This is a genomic window from Pseudomonas putida (assembly GCF_005080685.1).
GTDB lineage: Bacteria > Pseudomonadota > Gammaproteobacteria > Pseudomonadales > Pseudomonadaceae > Aquipseudomonas > Aquipseudomonas putida_V.
This window is the reverse complement of the sequence record NZ_CP039371.1, coordinates 3,916,633-3,935,114: the sequence shown is the minus strand read 5'-3', so window position 1 is coordinate 3,935,114 and position 18,482 is coordinate 3,916,633. Positions and strand designations below refer to the sequence as shown.

12 protein-coding genes are annotated in these 18,482 nt (G+C 59.4%); 4 read left to right on the top strand and 8 right to left on the bottom strand.

All coding sequences use genetic code 11. The annotated features are described in order from the left end of the window. Positions 1-32 precede the first annotated feature (32 nt). The 3 genes from E6B08_RS17865 to E6B08_RS17850 all read right to left on the bottom strand — a co-directional run bounded on the left by E6B08_RS17865 (position 33) and on the right by E6B08_RS17850 (position 2,553). Complete coding sequence (locus tag E6B08_RS17865) at positions 33-629, bottom strand: amino acid synthesis family protein (protein ID WP_016715710.1); 597 nt, start codon at positions 627-629, stop codon at positions 33-35. Between the two features lie 322 nt (positions 630-951). Next, positions 952-1,992, bottom strand: a complete 1,041-nt coding sequence (locus tag E6B08_RS17855; protein WP_136915269.1) for an LLM class flavin-dependent oxidoreductase — start codon at positions 1,990-1,992, stop codon at positions 952-954. Positions 1,993-2,067: 75 nt separating this feature from the next. Beyond that, complete coding sequence (locus E6B08_RS17850; RefSeq protein WP_136915268.1) at positions 2,068-2,553, bottom strand: flavin reductase family protein; 486 nt, start codon at positions 2,551-2,553, stop codon at positions 2,068-2,070. Between the two features lie 317 nt (positions 2,554-2,870). Between E6B08_RS17850 and E6B08_RS17845 the strand changes: the two genes are divergently transcribed. Beyond that, on the top strand, positions 2,871-4,277 hold the full coding sequence (locus E6B08_RS17845; RefSeq protein WP_136915267.1) for a purine-cytosine permease family protein: 1,407 nt from the start codon (positions 2,871-2,873) through the stop codon (positions 4,275-4,277). 53 nt (positions 4,278-4,330) lie between these two features. Here E6B08_RS17845 and E6B08_RS17840 read toward each other — a convergent pair whose 3' ends face one another. Together E6B08_RS17840 and E6B08_RS17835 are read right to left on the bottom strand one after the other, a co-directional pair. Then, on the bottom strand, positions 4,331-5,941 hold the full coding sequence (locus E6B08_RS17840) for a methyl-accepting chemotaxis protein (protein ID WP_416194405.1): 1,611 nt from the start codon (positions 5,939-5,941) through the stop codon (positions 4,331-4,333). A gap of 234 nt (positions 5,942-6,175) precedes the next feature. After that, a complete protein-coding gene (locus E6B08_RS17835; protein ID WP_136915265.1) occupies positions 6,176-7,378 on the bottom strand; it encodes an NAD(P)/FAD-dependent oxidoreductase in 1,203 nt (400 codons plus the stop codon). A gap of 279 nt (positions 7,379-7,657) precedes the next feature. Here E6B08_RS17835 and E6B08_RS17830 point away from each other — a divergent pair, with 279 nt between their 5' ends. Both E6B08_RS17830 and E6B08_RS17825 read left to right on the top strand, forming a co-directional pair. Continuing rightward, positions 7,658-8,197 carry an RrF2 family transcriptional regulator gene (locus tag E6B08_RS17830; protein WP_136915264.1) on the top strand — a complete coding sequence of 180 codons (540 nt, stop codon included), beginning with the start codon at positions 7,658-7,660 and terminating at the stop codon, positions 8,195-8,197. Between the two features lie 420 nt (positions 8,198-8,617). After that, complete coding sequence (locus E6B08_RS17825) at positions 8,618-13,255, top strand: RHS repeat-associated core domain-containing protein (RefSeq protein ID WP_192938554.1); 4,638 nt, start codon at positions 8,618-8,620, stop codon at positions 13,253-13,255. Positions 13,256-13,390: 135 nt separating this feature from the next. On the opposite strand, the gene E6B08_RS17820 is transcribed toward E6B08_RS17825, so the two are convergent. Next, positions 13,391-14,371, bottom strand: a complete 981-nt coding sequence (locus E6B08_RS17820; RefSeq protein ID WP_136912775.1) for an IS5 family transposase — start codon at positions 14,369-14,371, stop codon at positions 13,391-13,393. Positions 14,372-14,559: 188 nt separating this feature from the next. Between E6B08_RS17820 and E6B08_RS17815 the strand changes: the two genes are divergently transcribed. After that, a complete protein-coding gene (locus E6B08_RS17815; RefSeq protein WP_136915262.1) occupies positions 14,560-14,904 on the top strand; it encodes a hypothetical protein in 345 nt (114 codons plus the stop codon). 478 nt (positions 14,905-15,382) lie between these two features. Here E6B08_RS17815 and E6B08_RS17810 read toward each other — a convergent pair whose 3' ends face one another. Beyond that, positions 15,383-16,855 carry an aldehyde dehydrogenase family protein gene (locus tag E6B08_RS17810; RefSeq protein ID WP_136915261.1) on the bottom strand — a complete coding sequence of 491 codons (1,473 nt, stop codon included), beginning with the start codon at positions 16,853-16,855 and terminating at the stop codon, positions 15,383-15,385. Between the two features lie 96 nt (positions 16,856-16,951). Beyond that, positions 16,952-18,136, bottom strand: coding sequence for a 4-hydroxybenzoate 3-monooxygenase (gene pobA / locus E6B08_RS17805; RefSeq protein WP_136915260.1), 1,185 nt, complete (start codon positions 18,134-18,136; stop codon positions 16,952-16,954). Between the last annotated feature and the right edge of the window lie 346 nt (positions 18,137-18,482).

The window sequence follows — 18,482 nt, the reverse complement described above, 5'->3', positions numbered from 1 at the left end:
TGCACGCAACGCCCCGGCCCGTCTGGTTGTTGTTATTGAGCGTTGGCTTTTTCGGCAGCCAGTTCTTCCAGGTCGATGTAGCGATTGCCGATGCGCGGGTGCAGGCGGCCGCCGTCGGCAGCGCCCAGGACCACGACGATCTCATCGGCGCGTGGGGCGTCTTCGATCTGCATTTCCAGGGTGATGTAGTGCGAACGCAGGCCTTCGTCGTCCTTCTGCATCATCGGGATCTGGATCGAGGTGCCTGGGCCGCCGCGCTTGTTGGTGAAGCTCAGGTAGCTCTTGGCCTGCACGGCTTCGCGGTAGTGGTTGCCGAAGCGCAGGGTGTGGATCACCGCCGAGGCATGCTCGATTTCGCCGTCGGCGCCGACCACGGCAGCCTTGCCGTAGGCTTCGATCTTGTCGGCACCGCCGATGGCAGCGGTCAGGCGCTCGACCATCAGGGCACCCAGGTCCGAGCAGTTGGCGCGGATCTCCGGCTTCAGATCTTCAACGAAACCGCGACCGGCCCATGGGTTCTTGATCACCACGGCCAGGCCGACCATGGTCACCGGCTTGTCGGTGGCCTTGCCGCCTTCGATGCGGGTCTCTTCGGAGTAGGTGACGATCTTGCGGATTTCGAAACTCATGGGTGGCTCCTGGTGAGGGTTATCAGCTCTTGTTGTCTGATGGTATACCATAATATTTGTTGTGCAAGAGGGCGCTTGAAAAATCTCTTGCGAAGGGACGAAAGGTGGGCTGATGTCTTGGTTTATGGGGTGTCTGTGCCGGCCTCTTCGCGGGTAAACCCGCTCCTACAGGTACAGCGCCGGCCGTGAAGGCTGAGACGAACCAGTGCGAGCGGGCTTGCCCGCGAAGAGGCCGCTGCAGACCCATAAAAAAGCCCGCTCGCGCGGGCCGCCGGGGCCCTCGTGAGCGGGCGCGTCCCGCAATGCTTCAGGTAATGGGAATTCAAGCGAACGCCGGCACCACTTCCTTGATGAACAGCTCGAGCGACTTCTTCTTCTCGGCGTGGGGCAGGCTGTTGTCGCACCAGAAGCTGAACTCGTCGACGCCCAGTTCCTGGTAGTACCTGATACGCGCGATGATCTCCTCGGGCGTACCGATCATGGTGTTCTTGCGGATATTCTCCAGCTGGAACGCCGGCACTTCGGCGAACTTGGACTCAGGGCTCGGCTCGAGGAAGCCATTGACCGGGGTGGTCTTGTTGCCGAACCAGGCATCGAAGGTACGGTAGAAGCGCGAAATGGCCTGGGCGCCGACTTTCCAGCCTTCGGGCTCGGACGGGCTGTGCACGTGGGTGTGGCGCAGCACCATCAGTTGCGGGCGTGGCACGTCCGGGTTGTTGTCCAGGGCGGCCTGGAACTTGTTCTTCAGGTCCAGCACTTCTTCGTCGCCCTTCATCAGCGGGGTGACCATGACGTTGCAGCCGTTGGCCACGGCGAAGTTGTGCGAATCCGGGTCGCGTGCGGCGATCCACATCGGCGGGGTGGCGTTGAACGGCTTCGGCACGCTGGTGGAGGTGGGGAATTTGTAGACCTCGCCTTCATGGGCGTAGTCGCCTTCCCACAGCTTGCGCACTACCGGGACCATCTCGCGCAGGGCCTTGCCGCCGTCGGTGGCAGGCATGCCATTGGCCATGCGGTCGAATTCGAACTGGTAGGCGCCACGGGCCAGGCCGACTTCCATGCGACCGTTGCTGATCACGTCGAGCAGGGCGCATTCGCCCGCGACGCGGATCGGGTTCCAGAAGGGCGCGATGATGGTGCCGGCACCCAGGCGGATCTTCTCGGTGCGTGCGGCGAGGTACGCCAGCAGCGGCATCGGGCTTGGCGAGATGGTGTATTCCATGGCGTGGTGTTCGCCGATCCACACGGTGCTGAAACCGCCGTTCTCGGCCATCAGGGTCAGTTCGGTCAGGTCTTCGAACAGCTGGCGGTGGCTGACCTGTTCATCCCAACGTTCCATGTGCACGAACAACGAAAATTTCATGGGGCATTCCTCAACGCTTGAAAGTGTCTGGCGCCTGGCAGGGCAGGCGCCAGGTGTCTCGATTCAGGATAGGCTTCAGGCAAACGCCGGCAGGCTGGCCATCTTGCCGCGGCAATAGACCATCGGTCGTGGCGCTTCTTCAGGGACGATCAGGTTGTGTACCTTGCCGACCATGATGGCGTGGTCGCCACCTTCGTATTCACGCCACAGTTCGCATTCGATGATGGCGGTGGCGCCGGCCAGGATGGGGTTACCCAGCTCGCTCAGGGACCACTCGATGCCAGCGGCCTTGTCCTTGCCCTTTTTCGCGAACGCATAGGCCTCGGCCTGCTGTTCACCCGAGAGCAGGTGAATGGCGAAGCGCTTCTGCTTGATCAGCACGGGGTAGGAGTCGGAGGTGTAGTTGGGGCAGAACAGCACCAGCGGCGGATCCATCGACAGGGAGGAAAAAGCGCTGGCGGTCAGGCCGACGACCGAGCCGTCGTCGTCCAGGGTGGTGATGACGGTCACGCCGGATGGGAAGGAGCCCAGGACGTTCTTGTAGACGGTTGCGTCGATCATCTCGTGTACCTCTAAAAGGCTGCGGTGGTCCGCGGTTTTTATCGTTGATGTGTCTGATGGTATACCGTAATACCTATTTTGCAAGCGGAATTTTCAGACCTGGGGGTTACACGATGAACGGCCCAAAGCCACGGATAACGCGGGCTAGAGTGGTGAGGCGGTTTGTCGCGGGGCTTGCGCGAACGGATCAGTGGGCGTTTTTTCGTGCGGATCAGTGTTGTCAAAAGTTTGGAATACCATAATATGGTCCGCAGCTGAGAGGCCGCCTAGATGCGGTTTCCTTACAAAGATAAAAACGACCTTTCGAGCTGAAAACCATGTCCCAACCGTCGTCGCAACACCAGTTTGTCGAGAATCACACGGTCGATTACGTGCCACCTGCCGAGCGCCATGGGAAGGCGCGCGACCTGTTCACCCTCTGGTTCAGCACCAACATCGCGCCACTGCCAATCGTCACCGGTGCCATGGTGGTCCAGGTGTTCCATCTGAATTTGTTGTGGGGGCTGATCGCCATCGTGCTGGGCCATCTGATCGGGGGCGTGGTGATTGCCCTGGCCTCTGCGCAGGGACCGCAGCTGGGCATTCCACAGATGGTGCAGAGCCGCGGCCAGTTCGGCCGTTATGGCGCCTTGCTGATCGTGTTCTTCACCGCGCTGATCTATGTCGGCTTCTTCATTTCCAACATCGTCCTGGCGGGCAAGACCATCCACGGCATCGCCCCGAGCGTGCCGATGCCCGGCGCCATCGTCATCGGCGCCTTGAGTGCCACCGCCATCGGCGTGATCGGCTACCGCTTCATCCACATTCTCAACCGCATCGGTACGTGGGTGATGGGTTCGGCGCTGTTGGCCGGCTTCATCATGATGTTCGTCCAGGAGCTGCCGGCCGACTTCTTCAGCCGGGGTGCCTTCAACCTGTCGGGCTTCATCGCCACCGTTTCACTGGGCACCATCTGGCAGATCAGCTTCTCGCCGTATACCTCCGACTACTCGCGCTACCTGCCGCGTGAGGTGGGTATCGCCAAGCCGTTCTGGGCTACCTACTTCGGCGCGACCCTGGGCACCATCCTGTGCTTCAGCTTCGGTGCGGTGGCCGTGCTGTGCGTGCCGCAAGGCACCGACGCGATGGACGCGGTCAAGCAGGCCACCGGCTGGCTCGGTCCGATCCTGATGGTGCTGTTCCTGCTCAACATCATCAGCCACAACGCCCTCAACTTGTATGGCGCGGTGCTGTCGATCGTCACTGCCATCCAGACCTTCGTGGCGCAGTGGACGCCGAGCATCAAGGTGCGGGTGATCCTCGCCTCGATCATTCTGGTGGGTTGCGGCCTGGTGGCGCTGAACGCTTCGGCGGACTTCATCGGCCAGTTCATCGGCTTGATCCTGGCGCTGTTGCTGGTGCTGGTGCCGTGGGCGTCGATCAACCTGATCGACTTCTACCTGATCAAGAAGGGCCAGTACGACATCGCCTCGATCTTCCGTGCCGATGGCGGCATCTATGGGCGCTTCAACCACCACGCGATCATTGCCTACGCTTGCGGCATCCTGGTGCAGTTGCCGTTCGCCAATACGTCGCTGTATGTGGGGCCGTACTCGAATATCGTCGAAGGGGCCGACTTGTCCTGGCTGTTCGGGTTGATCGTGACGGTGCCGCTGTATTATTGCCTGGCGACGCGGGGCAAGGCGGCCGAGAAGGCGGGGCGGGTCGTTGGGGTTAATGACTGATCGATTGATGTTGCTGCATTGGGGCCGCAAAGCGGCCCCAGCTGTTTACCGGGTCAGACCTTGAACTGCGCCACCATGCCGTTCAGATCCACCGCCAGGCGCGACAGGTCCTGCGCCGCCGCACTGGTCTGATTGGCCCCCGCCGAGGTCTGCATCGCCAAGTCGCGGATGTTCACCAGGTTGCGGTCCACCTCTCGCGCCACCTGCGCCTGCTCCTCCGAAGCACTGGCGATCACCAGGTTGCGCTGGTTGATCGAGGCGATCGCTTCGGCAATCACTTCCAAAGCCTGCCCAGCCCCCTGGGCAATTTCCAAGGTACCGGTCGCACGCCCCTGGCTGCTGTGCATGGCCGCCACCGCCCGCTCGGTACCATTCTGGATACCCGCGATCATCTGCTCGATCTCGGCCGTGGACTGCTGGGTGCGGTGGGCGAGGGCGCGGACTTCATCGGCCACCACGGCAAAACCGCGGCCCGCTTCGCCGGCACGCGCGGCTTCGATGGCGGCATTGAGCGCCAGCAGGTTGGTCTGCCCGGCAATCGCACCGATCACGTCCAGCACCCGGCTGATCTCGTTGGCGTTGCTAGCCAGTTGTTCGATCTCGGCGGAGGTGCCGGTGACGTCCTCGACCAGTTGCTGGATCGAGGCCAGCGCCTGGTTGACCTGATCGCGGCCATCGCGGGTGCTGTGATCGGCGCCCTGGGAGGCATCGGCGGTGCTCACCGCGTTGTTGGCCACTTCCTCGACGGCAGCGGTCATCTGGTTGACCGCAGTGGCGGCCTGGTCGATTTCCGCGCTCTGCTGATGCAGGCCGCGGCTGGTGTCTTCGGTGACGGTATGCAGTTCTTCGGAGGCCGAGGCGAGCTGATCGGAGGAAGCGGCGATCTTGCGAATGGTCTCGCGCAGGTTCGTCTGCATGCGGCCCAGGGCGCGCAGTAACAGGGCCGGCTCGTCGCGACCAGTGACCTGGATGTGCGCGGTGAGGTCGCCGGTGGCGACACGCTCGGCCACGGCTACAGCGTCGGCCAGCGGCACGACGATACTGCGGGTCAGCAGGGTGGCGATGGCAGCCAGTGCGAGCATGATCACCACCAGGGCGCCAACGATGGCGTTGAATGCCTGGTCGGCCACATCGCTGCTGCGCTGCGAGGCGTCCTCGGCACCTTTGCTGTTGTAGTCGATCAACGCACTCATGGCCTTCATCATGCTGTCGGCGTACTGGCTGAGCGGGCCACTGATAAGCTGCTCGGCTTCGCCGATGCGGTTGCCGGCGATGTCTTCGAGCACCCGTGCCTGCAGGTCGAGGTACTGTTGATGGGCGGCGGAGAAGGTATTGAACAGAGCACGGTCATCGGCGGCGACGATGGTGCGGTCGTAGTCCCTGAGGCTGGTCTTGAGTTGTTCGTTGATGCCCTTGAGCATGTCCAGGTTGCGGGTGCGCTCGGCGGTCTCGCCAGCCAGCGCCGCGCGCAGAGTGATGGCACGGGCCCGGCCGAGGTTGGTGCTGACTTCACTGAGGGCCACGACGGCGGGTATCCAGGTGACGCGGATCTCGTCCGTGGCCTTGTCCATCTCGCCCGTTTCATGGAGTGCGGTCAGGCCCATGGCCAGCACCAGTACGCCTAAAAGGGCAAACACGCTGGCTGCGCGTGCGCCGATCTTCATATTCCTTAACTGCATCGAGTGCTCCTTGGCGGTGACGTGCAGGCGTCAAGAGCATGGACGGATGGCCGGGTTCACCGGGGTGAAGCCAGGCTCTCGATGCGCTGCGGTTTGAGTGGGTGCCTCACCCTCGTAGGTTTTTTATTAAAATGATGACATATGGCCATCAGCCATGGCCAGTAACGACATGTCTAGACAGATCCGCCATTTGTCGACGGATCTGTCAGGTCGTGCCGATCAGACGATCGCGATCAGCGGGTCGGCTGCGGCCAGCGCCAGGCTACGGTCAGGCGCTGGCGGGTAGATCCAGACCGAGTTGATCTGGCGCTTGAGGGCCTTGCCTTCCTGCCCGTGCAGTTTCAGTTCGCGCTCCCAGCCCTCGCTGAACGTTGCACCCCATTCGCCAAGGTCCAGGCAGGTGACGTACTTCGGCTGGCGGTACACCACAGGTTGCACGCCGAGCAGATCGGCCATGGCGTTGTTGCCAGAGTGGCGGCCCATGGGGATGGCGTGCTGGCAGGTCATCAGGGCGTGGTTGCCCACTTCGTCGACGGCCGCCCAGGCGGTGTCGCCGGTGGCGTAGATGTGGTCCTGGCCGATCACCTTGAGATGATCGTCGACCTTCAAACGGCCGAAGTTGTCACGCTCACCGGCGACCTGTGCGGTCAACGGGCTGGCCTTGACGCCGACGGTCCAGATCACGGTGTTGCTGGCGATGTGTTCGCCGTTGTCCAGGGTCACGCCGCCTGCATCGACGGCCACCACCGAGGCACCGGTCAGCCATTGCACGCCGGCTTGTTCGCAGGCGGCGACGATCGACGGTTGGATGCCAGCACCCAATGCGCCGCCGATGCTCGCGCCGCGATCCACCAACAGCACCCGAGGCGTAGCCCCGGCGCCGAGGATGGCGCGCAGGCGGGCGGGCATTTCCGTGGCGGTTTCGATGCCGGTGAAGCCGCCGCCGCACACCACCACGGTATCGCGGGCAGGCGAGGCGGGCAGGGCGGCCAGGCTCACCAGGTGTTGCTCGAGGCGCATCGCCGACTCCATTTGATCGACATCGAAGGCATGTTCGGCCAGGCCCGGTACCGCCGGGCGTGCCACCTGGCTGCCGGCGGCAAGGATCAGGCGGTCGTAGCCGATGTGTTGCACCTGGCCGCTGGCGTCGGTGTAGCTGACGCTGCGCGCGTCACTGTCGATGGCTTGGGCATTGCCGGCGATGAACTGCACGCCCACGGCCTCGAACAGTTCGCCCAGTGGCGCCTTCATGCGATGCACGTCGGCTTCGTAGAAGCGGGGGCGGATACGCAGCTCCGGCTGCGGCGCGAGCACAGTGATGCTCAGGTCGTCACGCTGGGCCTGGTCGAGCAGGCGGGCGGCGCTCAGGGCGCTCCATACACCGGCAAAGCCGGCACCGATGATCAGGATGTTCGATTTCATGAAAGAAGCTCCGCAAGGTTCATGACTGGATTGACTGGCTTCGATGGCAGGCGTCGTGCCGCTCGAATAACTACGACTGTAGTTGTCGTAGTTATGGGCGGCAAGCTTTTTCCGCAGGCAGGGCGGGATGACGCCGCCATGGTTCTCGACGAAAACCGCTTGGTTCAAGGGGGGAGTGGCAATTCATGCGTCTCGGAATGCCGACGAATGGCGGTAGGGTGCTTTGCCATCCCGTCAGGAGGGGCGTACTATTTGCGACAGATTTGGTCGGAGATTGATATGTCGTTGTACAGTGCTGGCGTCGAATATGGCATCCATTGCCTGCTGTACCTTGTGGATGAGCGCGGCGACTCTCGCGAATCCAGCGTGCGTGACCTGGCGGAGTTGCAGGGTGTGCCCCAGGAGTACCTGGCCAAGGTGTTCACCAAGCTCGCCCGCGCAGGGTTGGTAGCGGCTACCGAAGGCGTGCGCGGCGGCTTCCGTCTGGCGCGGCCGTCGGACGAAATTACCGTGCTGGATATCGTCCGCGCCATCGATGGGCAGAAAAAGATCTTCGACTGCCGCGAAATCCGCGAGCGCTGCACGTTGTTCGAGGGTTCGCCACCGGGCTGGGCGACCGAGGGCACCTGTGCCATCCATGCGGTGATGCTGGGGGCGCAGAAGCGCATGGAAGAGGCGTTGGCCCAGCAGACCATACTCGATCTGGCGCGGCGTTTCGGGCGCAAGGCGCCAGCGGAGTTTGGGCAGAAGGTCAATGAGTGGATGGGTGAGCGGCGTGACGGCAAGGGGGGTGGAGACATTCCCGTCAGTCGAGAATAACTATTGACTTCGATTCAGCGACCGACTGACGCTTAATGGCTGCTCTGAATGCATTGCAGGCTAATGCATGGCGAGATACGCGGGAGTGCTTCAGCCTGCGATCAATGGTGCTCCCATTCTACCTATCGTCCAATGTGGCCGTCCGTGCAAAGGCTGTAAATGGTTGCGCGCCGACGGATCGTGCTGCGCTTCGACAAAAGCGCTAAAGCCTCTTCACCTGTGCCTTATCAACATTTTTATGCGGTCCTTGATAGTGCCGAGGCTTTGGCAGTTGCCGATGGAGCGCGTTTTGTCTGCGTAGGCCTATATCCTCAGAAGACTGTCAACTGTCATTAATGATAGTTGCACGTCGAGCACGAGAGACCATTATGTCGTATCAGGTGTCTTATTATTTCAATGTCTGAAAAGGGAGTCAGTACAATGAATAACTTTGATATTGATGCGGCTTTTATCAATTCTCTTGTTTCGGTAAATAAAGGCACCGGTCGATGTGAGTTTAGTCTGCCGCTCGCGCGCCTGTTAGGTGAAACCAGTGGGCTGCCGATAAACTTGACTGCCAGTTGCTTGTTGGAAAGCGCTGCGTCTGATCTGACCTTTGATATTTACCCTTCTGGCACATGGCGGGCTACCGGGGGGGGCAATTATCCGACATTCGGGGTTGAGGTTCAAGGCGTACCGCTTAGTGACGGGCGACGTATGAGTGGACGAGCCGAGGATGATTCAAGCCACGCGTCCGTTGGGCCAGGGTACCTCTTCGATGCATCGGATTTTTTGCTTAAAAGAAAAAAGGCTTTTCCAGAAGGTGCGGACTACCAGAACAAGGCGCTGAAAGAACAAACCATCTGCATTCTCCATAAAAGTGGCCTGTCAGAACTATTCGATTGTGTAGGTGCACCTGAAGAATCGGGCCAGAGCAAGGTGTTACTCAGGTGCATCGTTGACGCCCTCGGTAAAGGCTTCCATTTTACGTGGGAGTCCGCCCTGGATCAGCCGCGTGTAACCGAAATCAAGGACGAGATCGGCCCGGTATTGACCGCAAGCTGGAATCGTGATGGCGATGTACCAAAATTAAATGAAATCGTTGTATATCCTGTTGGGCAAGAAAAAGTAACTTACAGTTGGGAGTATGAAGACGGCAGCATAACAATCAGCATGAAATGCTCCGATCCGCTCGTGGAGGCTACGTACTATAAGATCACCAGCGTCGACGGCGAGAAAAGTATTCTCACCAAAGTAGCCTATTCGGATGGAAATCATTCGTTTCCCTATGATTCGACAGAAAAGCTGAAGTGGAAAGACGGAAAGCTTCATACGCGTACTGTGAAATTACCCGGTGCCGGTGAAAATAGCACAGAAACGTACGTGTTCAGCGGGCGCAAAGCAGTTGTCAATTACCATACCGGCAAAGCGCTCACGGCCACTGCTACATACGAATTCTCTGAGGATGGCTCACATAAGATAACGACAGTCGTGGGCGGGGCCACCGCCATCAAAGCACTGGACTTACAGCAAGATGTCGGCAAGGGGCTAGTCTCATGCCGGTCCACGTACACGGTAGATGGGCGCACCCTCCAGGATCACACCTCAACATTTGACCATGAAGGAAATCTTGTCAGTCTCGAGAGTGATACTGAGAAGTTGGAGTGGACGTATTATAATAACTACACTCGCTACGCGGTATCCAGTGAGTTTGAATTAAGTGACGTTGATCGCACAATAAACGCTTCGCTGCTCACGCCCTGGTTTCTGTTGCTCAGCAATGTTAGGCCAAGCACAAATTTCACCTCAAGTGTTGTAAAAAAGTTTACCTCGATTCGTGAGTACGCCACCAATGATTATGCAACGGAAACGTTTAACCTCCCAGTAGAACTGGGCTATCCGGGCGACGCAGTAGGGTTCTGTAGTCACATTGAGTCTGAACGTTTTACGCGTAAGACCGCGTCAGCGGCGGTGGATGTCAAGATAACGTATTTCGGTTACACCAAGCTGACACCGATGAAGAACGCACTCATTGATCGCCCTCACGCCTTGGTATTGGCAAGAACGCTCACGGTACTGGCACCCCAGCTTGAGACAATAGATGTATCTAAGGTTCAGCTCAAGATAGCGACCGCCGCGGTAGCGGACATGGTGAAAGCGCTCGAAGAATGTGCTGAAAAAACTAAAGATGATGAATATATCAGCGACAAGTTTAAGGCTGCCATACCCGGGATTCAGCAGGCGGCAAAAGACCAAAGCAAAAAAAATAGCATGGGTTATAAGCTGACGCACTGGAGCGACAGCACCATGGCAGTAGAAGAGTTTACGTATCACTCGGATGCCAAAAAAGCCAGTTTTGGCAAGTTGGCGTCAAGCACTAGCTATCGACTGACCGCCAGCGGCGCGGAAATAGAGGCGTCCAGAGTGACGGTTCAACATACGTATGAAATAGATAAAAAAGAGCCGCGCCGGACCACGCAGACGACAAAAACCACAAGCGAGGCAGGGATGGTAGAGTCCAAGCAAACGCGTGACGGATACGGTCAGTACCTAATTGAAACAGTTGATACGCAGGGTATTAAGACAACGTATGGGTTCAGCAAAGGGCGCCTGGCAAGTGAGAAGATTACTCAGGGGGGCACGGTGCTGCAAAATAACAACATAAGCTATGCGCTTTTGCCCCAAACTAAAAGCTATCAGATTGAAACGACTGGCTTGAAGGGTGGGGTGCAAAAAAAATTCGATAAGTTTGGGAGGGCAACCGGTATATGGAAAAAAAGTACTTCTGACGGTCACTGGAAATGCGTACAGAAGATTGAATATACCTATGATGGGTATACTTGCACCCTCTACGGCAATGCCCCGAGAGAAATAAATGTTAAGCTGGATACTCTCGACTACGATTCTGCGGGTCGTCTGCAGAAGTACATCCAATTTGATTACAAGGATACGTCAAAGCTTCACAGTACTCGTGAAGTTACTACTGTCTGGCAGGCGGATGGGAAATCCTCAGATCAAACGGTGCTGTTGAAGGATCGCAACGGTAAGGCGACAGAAAAAATCACACAGCAGGTCTCCGTGACGTCAAACACGGAAAAACTGGTGCGCGGAAATTATACGCAAGAACTCGAACTCGGTACCGACGAGCGAACGCTCATCCTTCGCAACTATAGCAATGATGCGCATCTGCAGACAAAATTCGAGTTCGATGAGTTTGGTCAATTGGTTGGGTCAGAGCGTTTCAAGAAAAAAGGCAAGAGCCTCACGTCCCTGGGGCGGGATGTCGCATCTTACGATGCGTTTGGACGGCTGGTTGAGGCCAAACCGCACAATAGCACGCGTCGTGCTTATACCTATGACCCCCTTGGACGCCTGCTGAGTCAGCAGTTCAATGGTGGAGTGTTGCGTTATGAGTACGCGGGGGCTGCATCCATTAGCGGGGCCACTGGACTGACACTCGAGGCCGGTGACAAGACGTCACGTGCACTGGGTAGTCAACACTGGACGGCGTGGGGACAATTGGATTCACAAACCCTCAACGGTGTCGAAAACAAGTATACCTATAAGGGTATCAGTCCCATTCCCCAAAACGATAATCAACAGCCAGCGGCGACGCTACCCGGCTATATCTCGCAGTGGGACCCAGACACTCTGACCTATACCGAAACCTGCCCCGTAGGCCTCAATGCGACAGATGATACCAAAAAAACGCTATCGACCAGTCTGCAGCTAAGTGTGCGTGGCAAGATCCTGAAAATGACCGACATCGCGGGCAGGGTCACAGCCTATTCCTACGATGCACTGGGGCGCTTGCTGGAGCAGCGTAGCGACGCTTGTGTCACTGTGTCTGTGTATGCCGATAATGGTCAACTCCAACAAGAAACGATCGAAGATATAGCCAATGGCCGTACGCTGACCGTTACGTATGCTTATGATTTGCTGGGTCACGAAGTGTCTAGGGAATTTGTATGTGATGGCGTGTCCACACTGAAGTTAGTTCGTCAACTGACAGAGGGACGGTTGACCAAGCAACTACTGAGTGTCAACGGAAAACAGCAAGCCAGTGATACCTATACGTATGATCAGTATGGGAGGCTTGTCAGTTGGACGGCCGACAATAAATCATACGCGTATAGGACCGACCTCGACGTCATCGAGCAATCTTACAAGTACGATGAGCTCGGTAACGTCATTGAAACTAAACTGACGGGTCCCAGCGCCACGTCCTGGTCGCCCGTCATGAAGCGCGAATTTGATTCCAAGGTGCCAGGCTTACTGGCCAAGCACTCCAGTACGACTATAAAAAGTGATAAAAAAGGTCGTTGGGTCGCGGATCATGTATCTTATCTGGATAATGGGAAGGTCAAAGGCAGCAACTGGTTAGGCGCTAACTATGGCGGTAACCCAAGGGTGGAGTATACCTACGATGACGAAGGCCGTGTGCGTGCTCTTTTCACAACGGGCGATGATAGGCCGCGGGGTTTTCAGTTGCACTATAGAGCAGGCAAGGTCTACGCGCGTAGTCAAATAACGAACAATACGAATATGTGGGGCGGCGCTACTGAAAAGCAGACAATACTTCTCAATGAAAGTGTGGGTTGCTACCTCAGTCAAGCCAATGTGCTCGCGCCGGAAAGTAAAGCATCTTCCATGACGCATTTCGAGTTGCGGGATGCGGCCGGTACGGTTTTTGCCAGTATCGACAGTGCGGGTAATATTACCTATCACAACTATTCACCTTACGGTCATCGTCCCGTGGACCCTAACTGGGATAATTGGCTCGGCTTTAAAGGCGAGGTGCAGCTTCCAGACGGTGGCTATTACCTTGGTAGTTATCGTGTCTATGACCCCCTGATGATGTCTTTTCGCACGCCTGACAGTGCAAGTCCATTCGGGGTCGGCGGTCCCGCAGCCTATGTTTACTGTGGCGGCGATCCTGTGAACTTTCACGATCCAAGTGGACATGTGCGAGAGGAACACTTCAGTTATACGTTCGCCCCGCCGTTGTACACAACCCGTGAATTCAAGATTGGTATGGCTGTGGCAGGTATAGTATTGGCACCTCTAGGGATGGTCTGAAGTAGCCATGTGCTTCTGGCCGGCTTCGACCATCGCTGATTTTGAAAGTGGCGAGTCGACCCAAAACGCTCAGATCACTGACTCATTCCTGTCTTTTTAGCCGCAGCGAGCACCTCGCGGCGGCTATTCCCCACATTACAGGCGCACCTCTCCTGCATTGCTCAGTAAATGTCGACGGGCCATCCACAGATTCGACAGGGCAAACAGCGTCAGCAGCTGTGCCGTGTTCTTGGCCAGGCCACGGAAGCGCGTCTTCACATAACCAAACTGGCGCTTGATCACCCGGAACGGGTGCTCGACCTTCGCCCTTACCTGCGCTTTGGCTTTTTCGATCTTGCGCTTGGCTTTGTACAGGACGCTGCGCTTGCCCAGTTTCTGGTAGGTGCTACGCCGGGCGGCAATTTGCCAGATGACCTGACGACCTTCATGCTCGGGGCGTTTCTCCACTCCGGTATAACCGGCATCGGCACAGACCACGTTTTCGTCGCCGTGCAGCAGCTTATCGACCTGCGTGACATCGGCCACATTGGCCGCCGTGCCCACCACACTATGCACCAGGCCCGACTCGTCATCCACACCGATATGGGCCTTCATGCCGAAGTACCATTGATTGCCTTTCTTGGCCTGGTGCATTTCCGGGTCGCGCTTGCCGTCCTGGTTCTTGGTCGAACTCGGCGCATGAATCAGCGTGGCATCGACGATGGTGCCCTGGCGCAGCGACAGGCCGCGATCTCCCAGGTAGCCATTGATCACGCCCAAAATCCCTGCCGCCAGCTCGTGCTTTTCCAGCAGGCGACGGAAGTTGAGGATGGTGGTTTCGTCGGGAATGCGCTCCAGGCTCAGCCCAGCAAACTGGCGCAGAATGGTCGTTTCGTAGAGCGCTTCCTCCATTGCCGGATCGCTGTAGCCGAACCAGTTCTGCATCAGATGTATGCGCAGCATCGCCATAAACGGATAGGCCGGACGACCGCCTTCACCCTTCGGGTAGTGCGGCTCGATCAGGGTAATCAAACCCTTCCACGGCACCACCTGATCCATCTCGATAAGGAACAATTCCTTGCGGGTCTGCTTGCGCTTGCCGGCGTACTCGGCATCGGCGAAGGTCATCTGCTTCATCAGGCGTCTCGGCGGGTGAGATCAGGCATTCTGCCAAATCTGGAAGTCCTCTTCAGAGTTTCCTTAACGCCTTCCGATCTCATTACCCTGCAAGGCTGGATGAGGATGAGTACGCTGGCACAGGCCCTTGCCGAACGGGCTCGCATCCTGCTTCTGCTGGCTGATGGAATGACTACCAGCCGCGCCAGATGGCCACCGGCCTGCGTACCAGCGAGGCGCGATTGTTGATGGTGCTGGAACATGATTCGTCCTTCGGCATGGCAGAACTGCAGCGCCAGGTGGCGATGCCGGCGCGGGAAATAGAAGAGGCCGTGGCGATCCTCACCGGCAAGGGACTGGTACGGGAGGAGGGCGGCCATTACGGATTGACCGCGGCTGGCATCGAGCATGCGGAAATGCTCGCGCGTATCGCCGAGGAGCAGCAGCAGAGGATGTTCGCCGCGTCAGCCCGACGGAGATCGACACCTTCAAGAACGTGCTCAAGGGCCTGCTCGGCCGGGATTGAAGCATCGCTAGCTGTGCTCTCTCGGTAGGTTGTTCATCCGGGGCGAGTTCGCGGACAGAAGCCCCGGCTGAGCCGGCATGGCCTCGCTCATAATGCCACCCGCTCGAGCGTTTCTATTCAGCACATGCAGCCAATGTTCGTGCGTCGAGCAGGCCACGCGGGCAGTGGCGTGTCGCTGTGATCCGGCCAAGAATGCCCCAGGCACTCCCGAGGAGACGCGCGCCTTATAGGCGATCTTCACCTGTATTCGCGACCACCCTGGAAAACCAACTGAGGGTCGGCAATCCCGCCGGAGCGCACGGCAGATTACCTGGAGCCGTGTTGTCCATCATGCACGGCGCCTTCAGCGGTAGGGCCGTTCAGGAGTTGGCTCTTTCGTTCCAGCGCGATTGTTTAGGACTCAGGTAATACGCGCCCGAACCATGGCCTTCATGCTGCGCTCGTTGCGCCAGCGCCACGCTTACGCCGGGGCAGGGCTCGCCTGGAGGCTGCCCCGGCGGTAGCTTTTAGAACGGGTAGTGGCGTGGCTGCGTCTGCAGCGATACCCATTGGGTGGTGGTGAATTCCTCGATCGCCCAGTCGCCGTTGAAGCGGCCCAGCCCGGAGTTCTTCTCGCCGCCGAAGGGGACGTTCGGCGCATCCGCCACCGACATGTCGTTGACGTGGGCCATGCCCGAATGGATGCGCCGGGCGAAGCGCGCGCCACGCTCCAGGTCGCCGCTGAACACGGCGGCGGAGAGACCGAAGGCGGTGCCGTTGGCCAGCTCCAGGGCGTGCTCGGCGTCGCGGGCGCGGAGGATGCCGGCGATCGGGCCGAAGATTTCCTCGCGCGCCAGCTCCATCTCGGCGGTCACCTCGCCGAACACGTGGGGTGCGAACAGCAATCCGCGGGATTCGCCGCCCAGCAGCAACTCGGCGCCTTCGCGCTTGGCCTGTTCGACCTTCCTGGCCAGTCCGTCGAACTGCTTGCGGTTGATCACCGGGCCGATGGCGGTGGCCGGATCGCTGGGGTCGCCGACCTGCAGGCCGCGTACCTGCGCGACGAAGCGCTCGACGAAGGCGTCGTACAGCGGTGCCTCGACGATGATGCGGTTGATCGCCATGCAAATTTGCCCTTGATGCAGGAACTTGCCGAACACCGCGGCCTTCACCGCCTGCTCGAGGTCGGCATCGGCGAGCACCACGAAGGGGTTGTTGCCGCCCAGCTCCAGCGCCACGTGCTTGAGGTGCGCGCCGCCGCCCACCTGGCGGGCGATGTTCTGCCCCACCGGGGTAGAGCCGGTGAAAGAGATCAATGCGGGCACGGGATGCTGGACGAAGGCATCGCCGATCTCGCTGCCGGCGCCGACCACCACGCTGAGCACACCGGCCGGCAGTCCGGCCTCCTCGAACAGCTTGGCCAGCAGCAGGCCGCCGGTTACCGGGGTGTCGCTGGCCGGCTTGATCACCACCGCGTTGCCCAGCGCCAGGGCCGGCGCCAGGGAGCGCTGAGTGAGGTGCAACGGGAAATTCCACGGGCTGATCACCCCGACCACGCCGAGCGGCTTGCGGTAGATGCGGCTTTCCTTGGCGGCCACGTCGCTCTCGACGATGCGTCCGTGCACGCGGTTGGGGAACGAGGCGGCCTCGAGGGTGATGGCCTTGGCCGAGGACCATTCCACTTCGGCCTTGATCCGGGTGCTGCCGGACTCGCGGACGATCCAGTCGACCAGTTCCTCATGGCGTTCGTCGAAGATCTGCGCGGCGCGCAGCAGCACCGCAGCGCGTGCCGACGGTCCCAGGGCGGCCCAGGTTGGTTGGACTTCGGCGGCCTTGGCGTAGGCTTCGTCGAGGTCGCTGCGATCCGCCATGGAAATCTCCAGTAGCGCTCGTTCGTCGAACGGATCGAATACCTGCAGGGTACGACCGGCGCTGCCGGGTCGCCACTGGCCGGCGATGGCTTGCAGATGGAGATCCTGGTACTTCGTGGGAGTGTTCATTCATGCTCTCCTGAGTTGGATGCTGGCATGTTGTTCGAGAATGTTTGCACGCTTTCGTTCGCTGGACGGGGCCGCCAGAAGGGGCGCTCGCCCGGCCTACTCGATCGGTTCGTAGGGCAGGCCGACATAGTTTTCGGCGATGGTGGTGCGCCCGGCCAGCGAACCGACGAAATAGTCCAGTTCGGTTTCCAGCATGCGCCGGGTGAACGGATCATTGTCCGGGAAACGATGCAGCATCGAGGTCATCCACCAGGAAAAACGCTCGGCCTTCCAGATGCGTCGAAGGGCGATCGGCGAATAGCGTTCGATCAGGTCGTGGCGGCCTTCATGGAATACCTTGACGAGGATGCGATGCAGGGTGCTGACGTCGCTGGCGGCCAGGTTCAGGCCCTTGGCGCCGGTGGGCGGGACGATGTGCGCGGCATCGCCCACCAAAAACAGCCGGCCATACTGCATCGGCTCGACCACGAAACTGCGCAGCGGAGCGATGCTTTTCTCCAGCGACGGGCCGCTGACCAGGCGTCGCGCGGCCCGTTCCGGCAGGCGGCGCTTGAGCTCGTCCCAGAAGCGTTGGTCCGGCCAGTCTTCGACTTTCTCCTCCAGGCCCACCTGCAGGTAGTAGCGGCTGCGGCTGGCCGAACGCATGCTGCTGAGGCTGAAGCCGCGTTCGCTGCTGGCGTAGATTAGTTCCTCGTTGACCGGCGGGGTGTCGCTGAGCAGGCCGAGCCAGCCGAACGGGTAGACCCGTTCGAACTCGGTCAGCACGCCCTGCGGGATGCTTTGCCGCGACACGCCATGGAAGCCATCGCAGCCGGCGATATAGTCGCAGTCCAGGCGCAGCCTTTCGCCGTTCTGCTCGAAGGTGACATAGGGGGCGTCGGACTGGAGGTCGTGCAGTTGCACGTCGCCGGCCTCGTAGACGCTCGGGGCGCCGCTGGCGGCGCGGGCCGCCATCAGGTCGCGGGTAACCTCGGTCTGGCCATAGACCATCACCGTCTTGCCGCCGGTCAGGCCTTTCAGGTCGATGCGCTCGCGGCGACCGTCGAGTACCAGCTCGAAGCCGTCGTGCACCAGGCCTTCGGCATCCATGCGCGCGCCGGCTCCGGCTTCGCGCAGCAGATCGGTCATGCCCTGTTCCAGTACGCCGGCGCGAATGCGCCCGAGCACGTAGTCGGGGGTCTGGCGTTCGAGAATGATGTTGTCGATACCGGCCTTGTGCAGCAATTGGCCGAGCAGCAGGCCGGAAGGGCCGGCGCCGATGATGGCGACTTGAGTCTTCATTGTTGTTGTCCTCGGGAGCGGGCGAATGCCGGCAATGGCATCGCAACGCATTGGGTAAGTGCGGTCTCGGGGCTTGGATTTTTCGTGAAGGGTGAGATTTGAAGGCAATATCCAACACATTTCCTGGACTTTTCGATGGTTCCCGCCTGGAAAGGCCGGCACCTGGCTCGAGTGCCATGACATTACTGCCGGGGAGCCGCGGGATGGCAATGTCCAGGCTTGCGCGCTTTCGACTATGACCCATGACAAGTCGATTTCACCAAGCCTTTTTTGGTCTGTCGACTCGCTGAATTGGTGTTTGTGCATCGAGCGCCCGCTATCCAGCATTACCTTTTCACCCGTTATT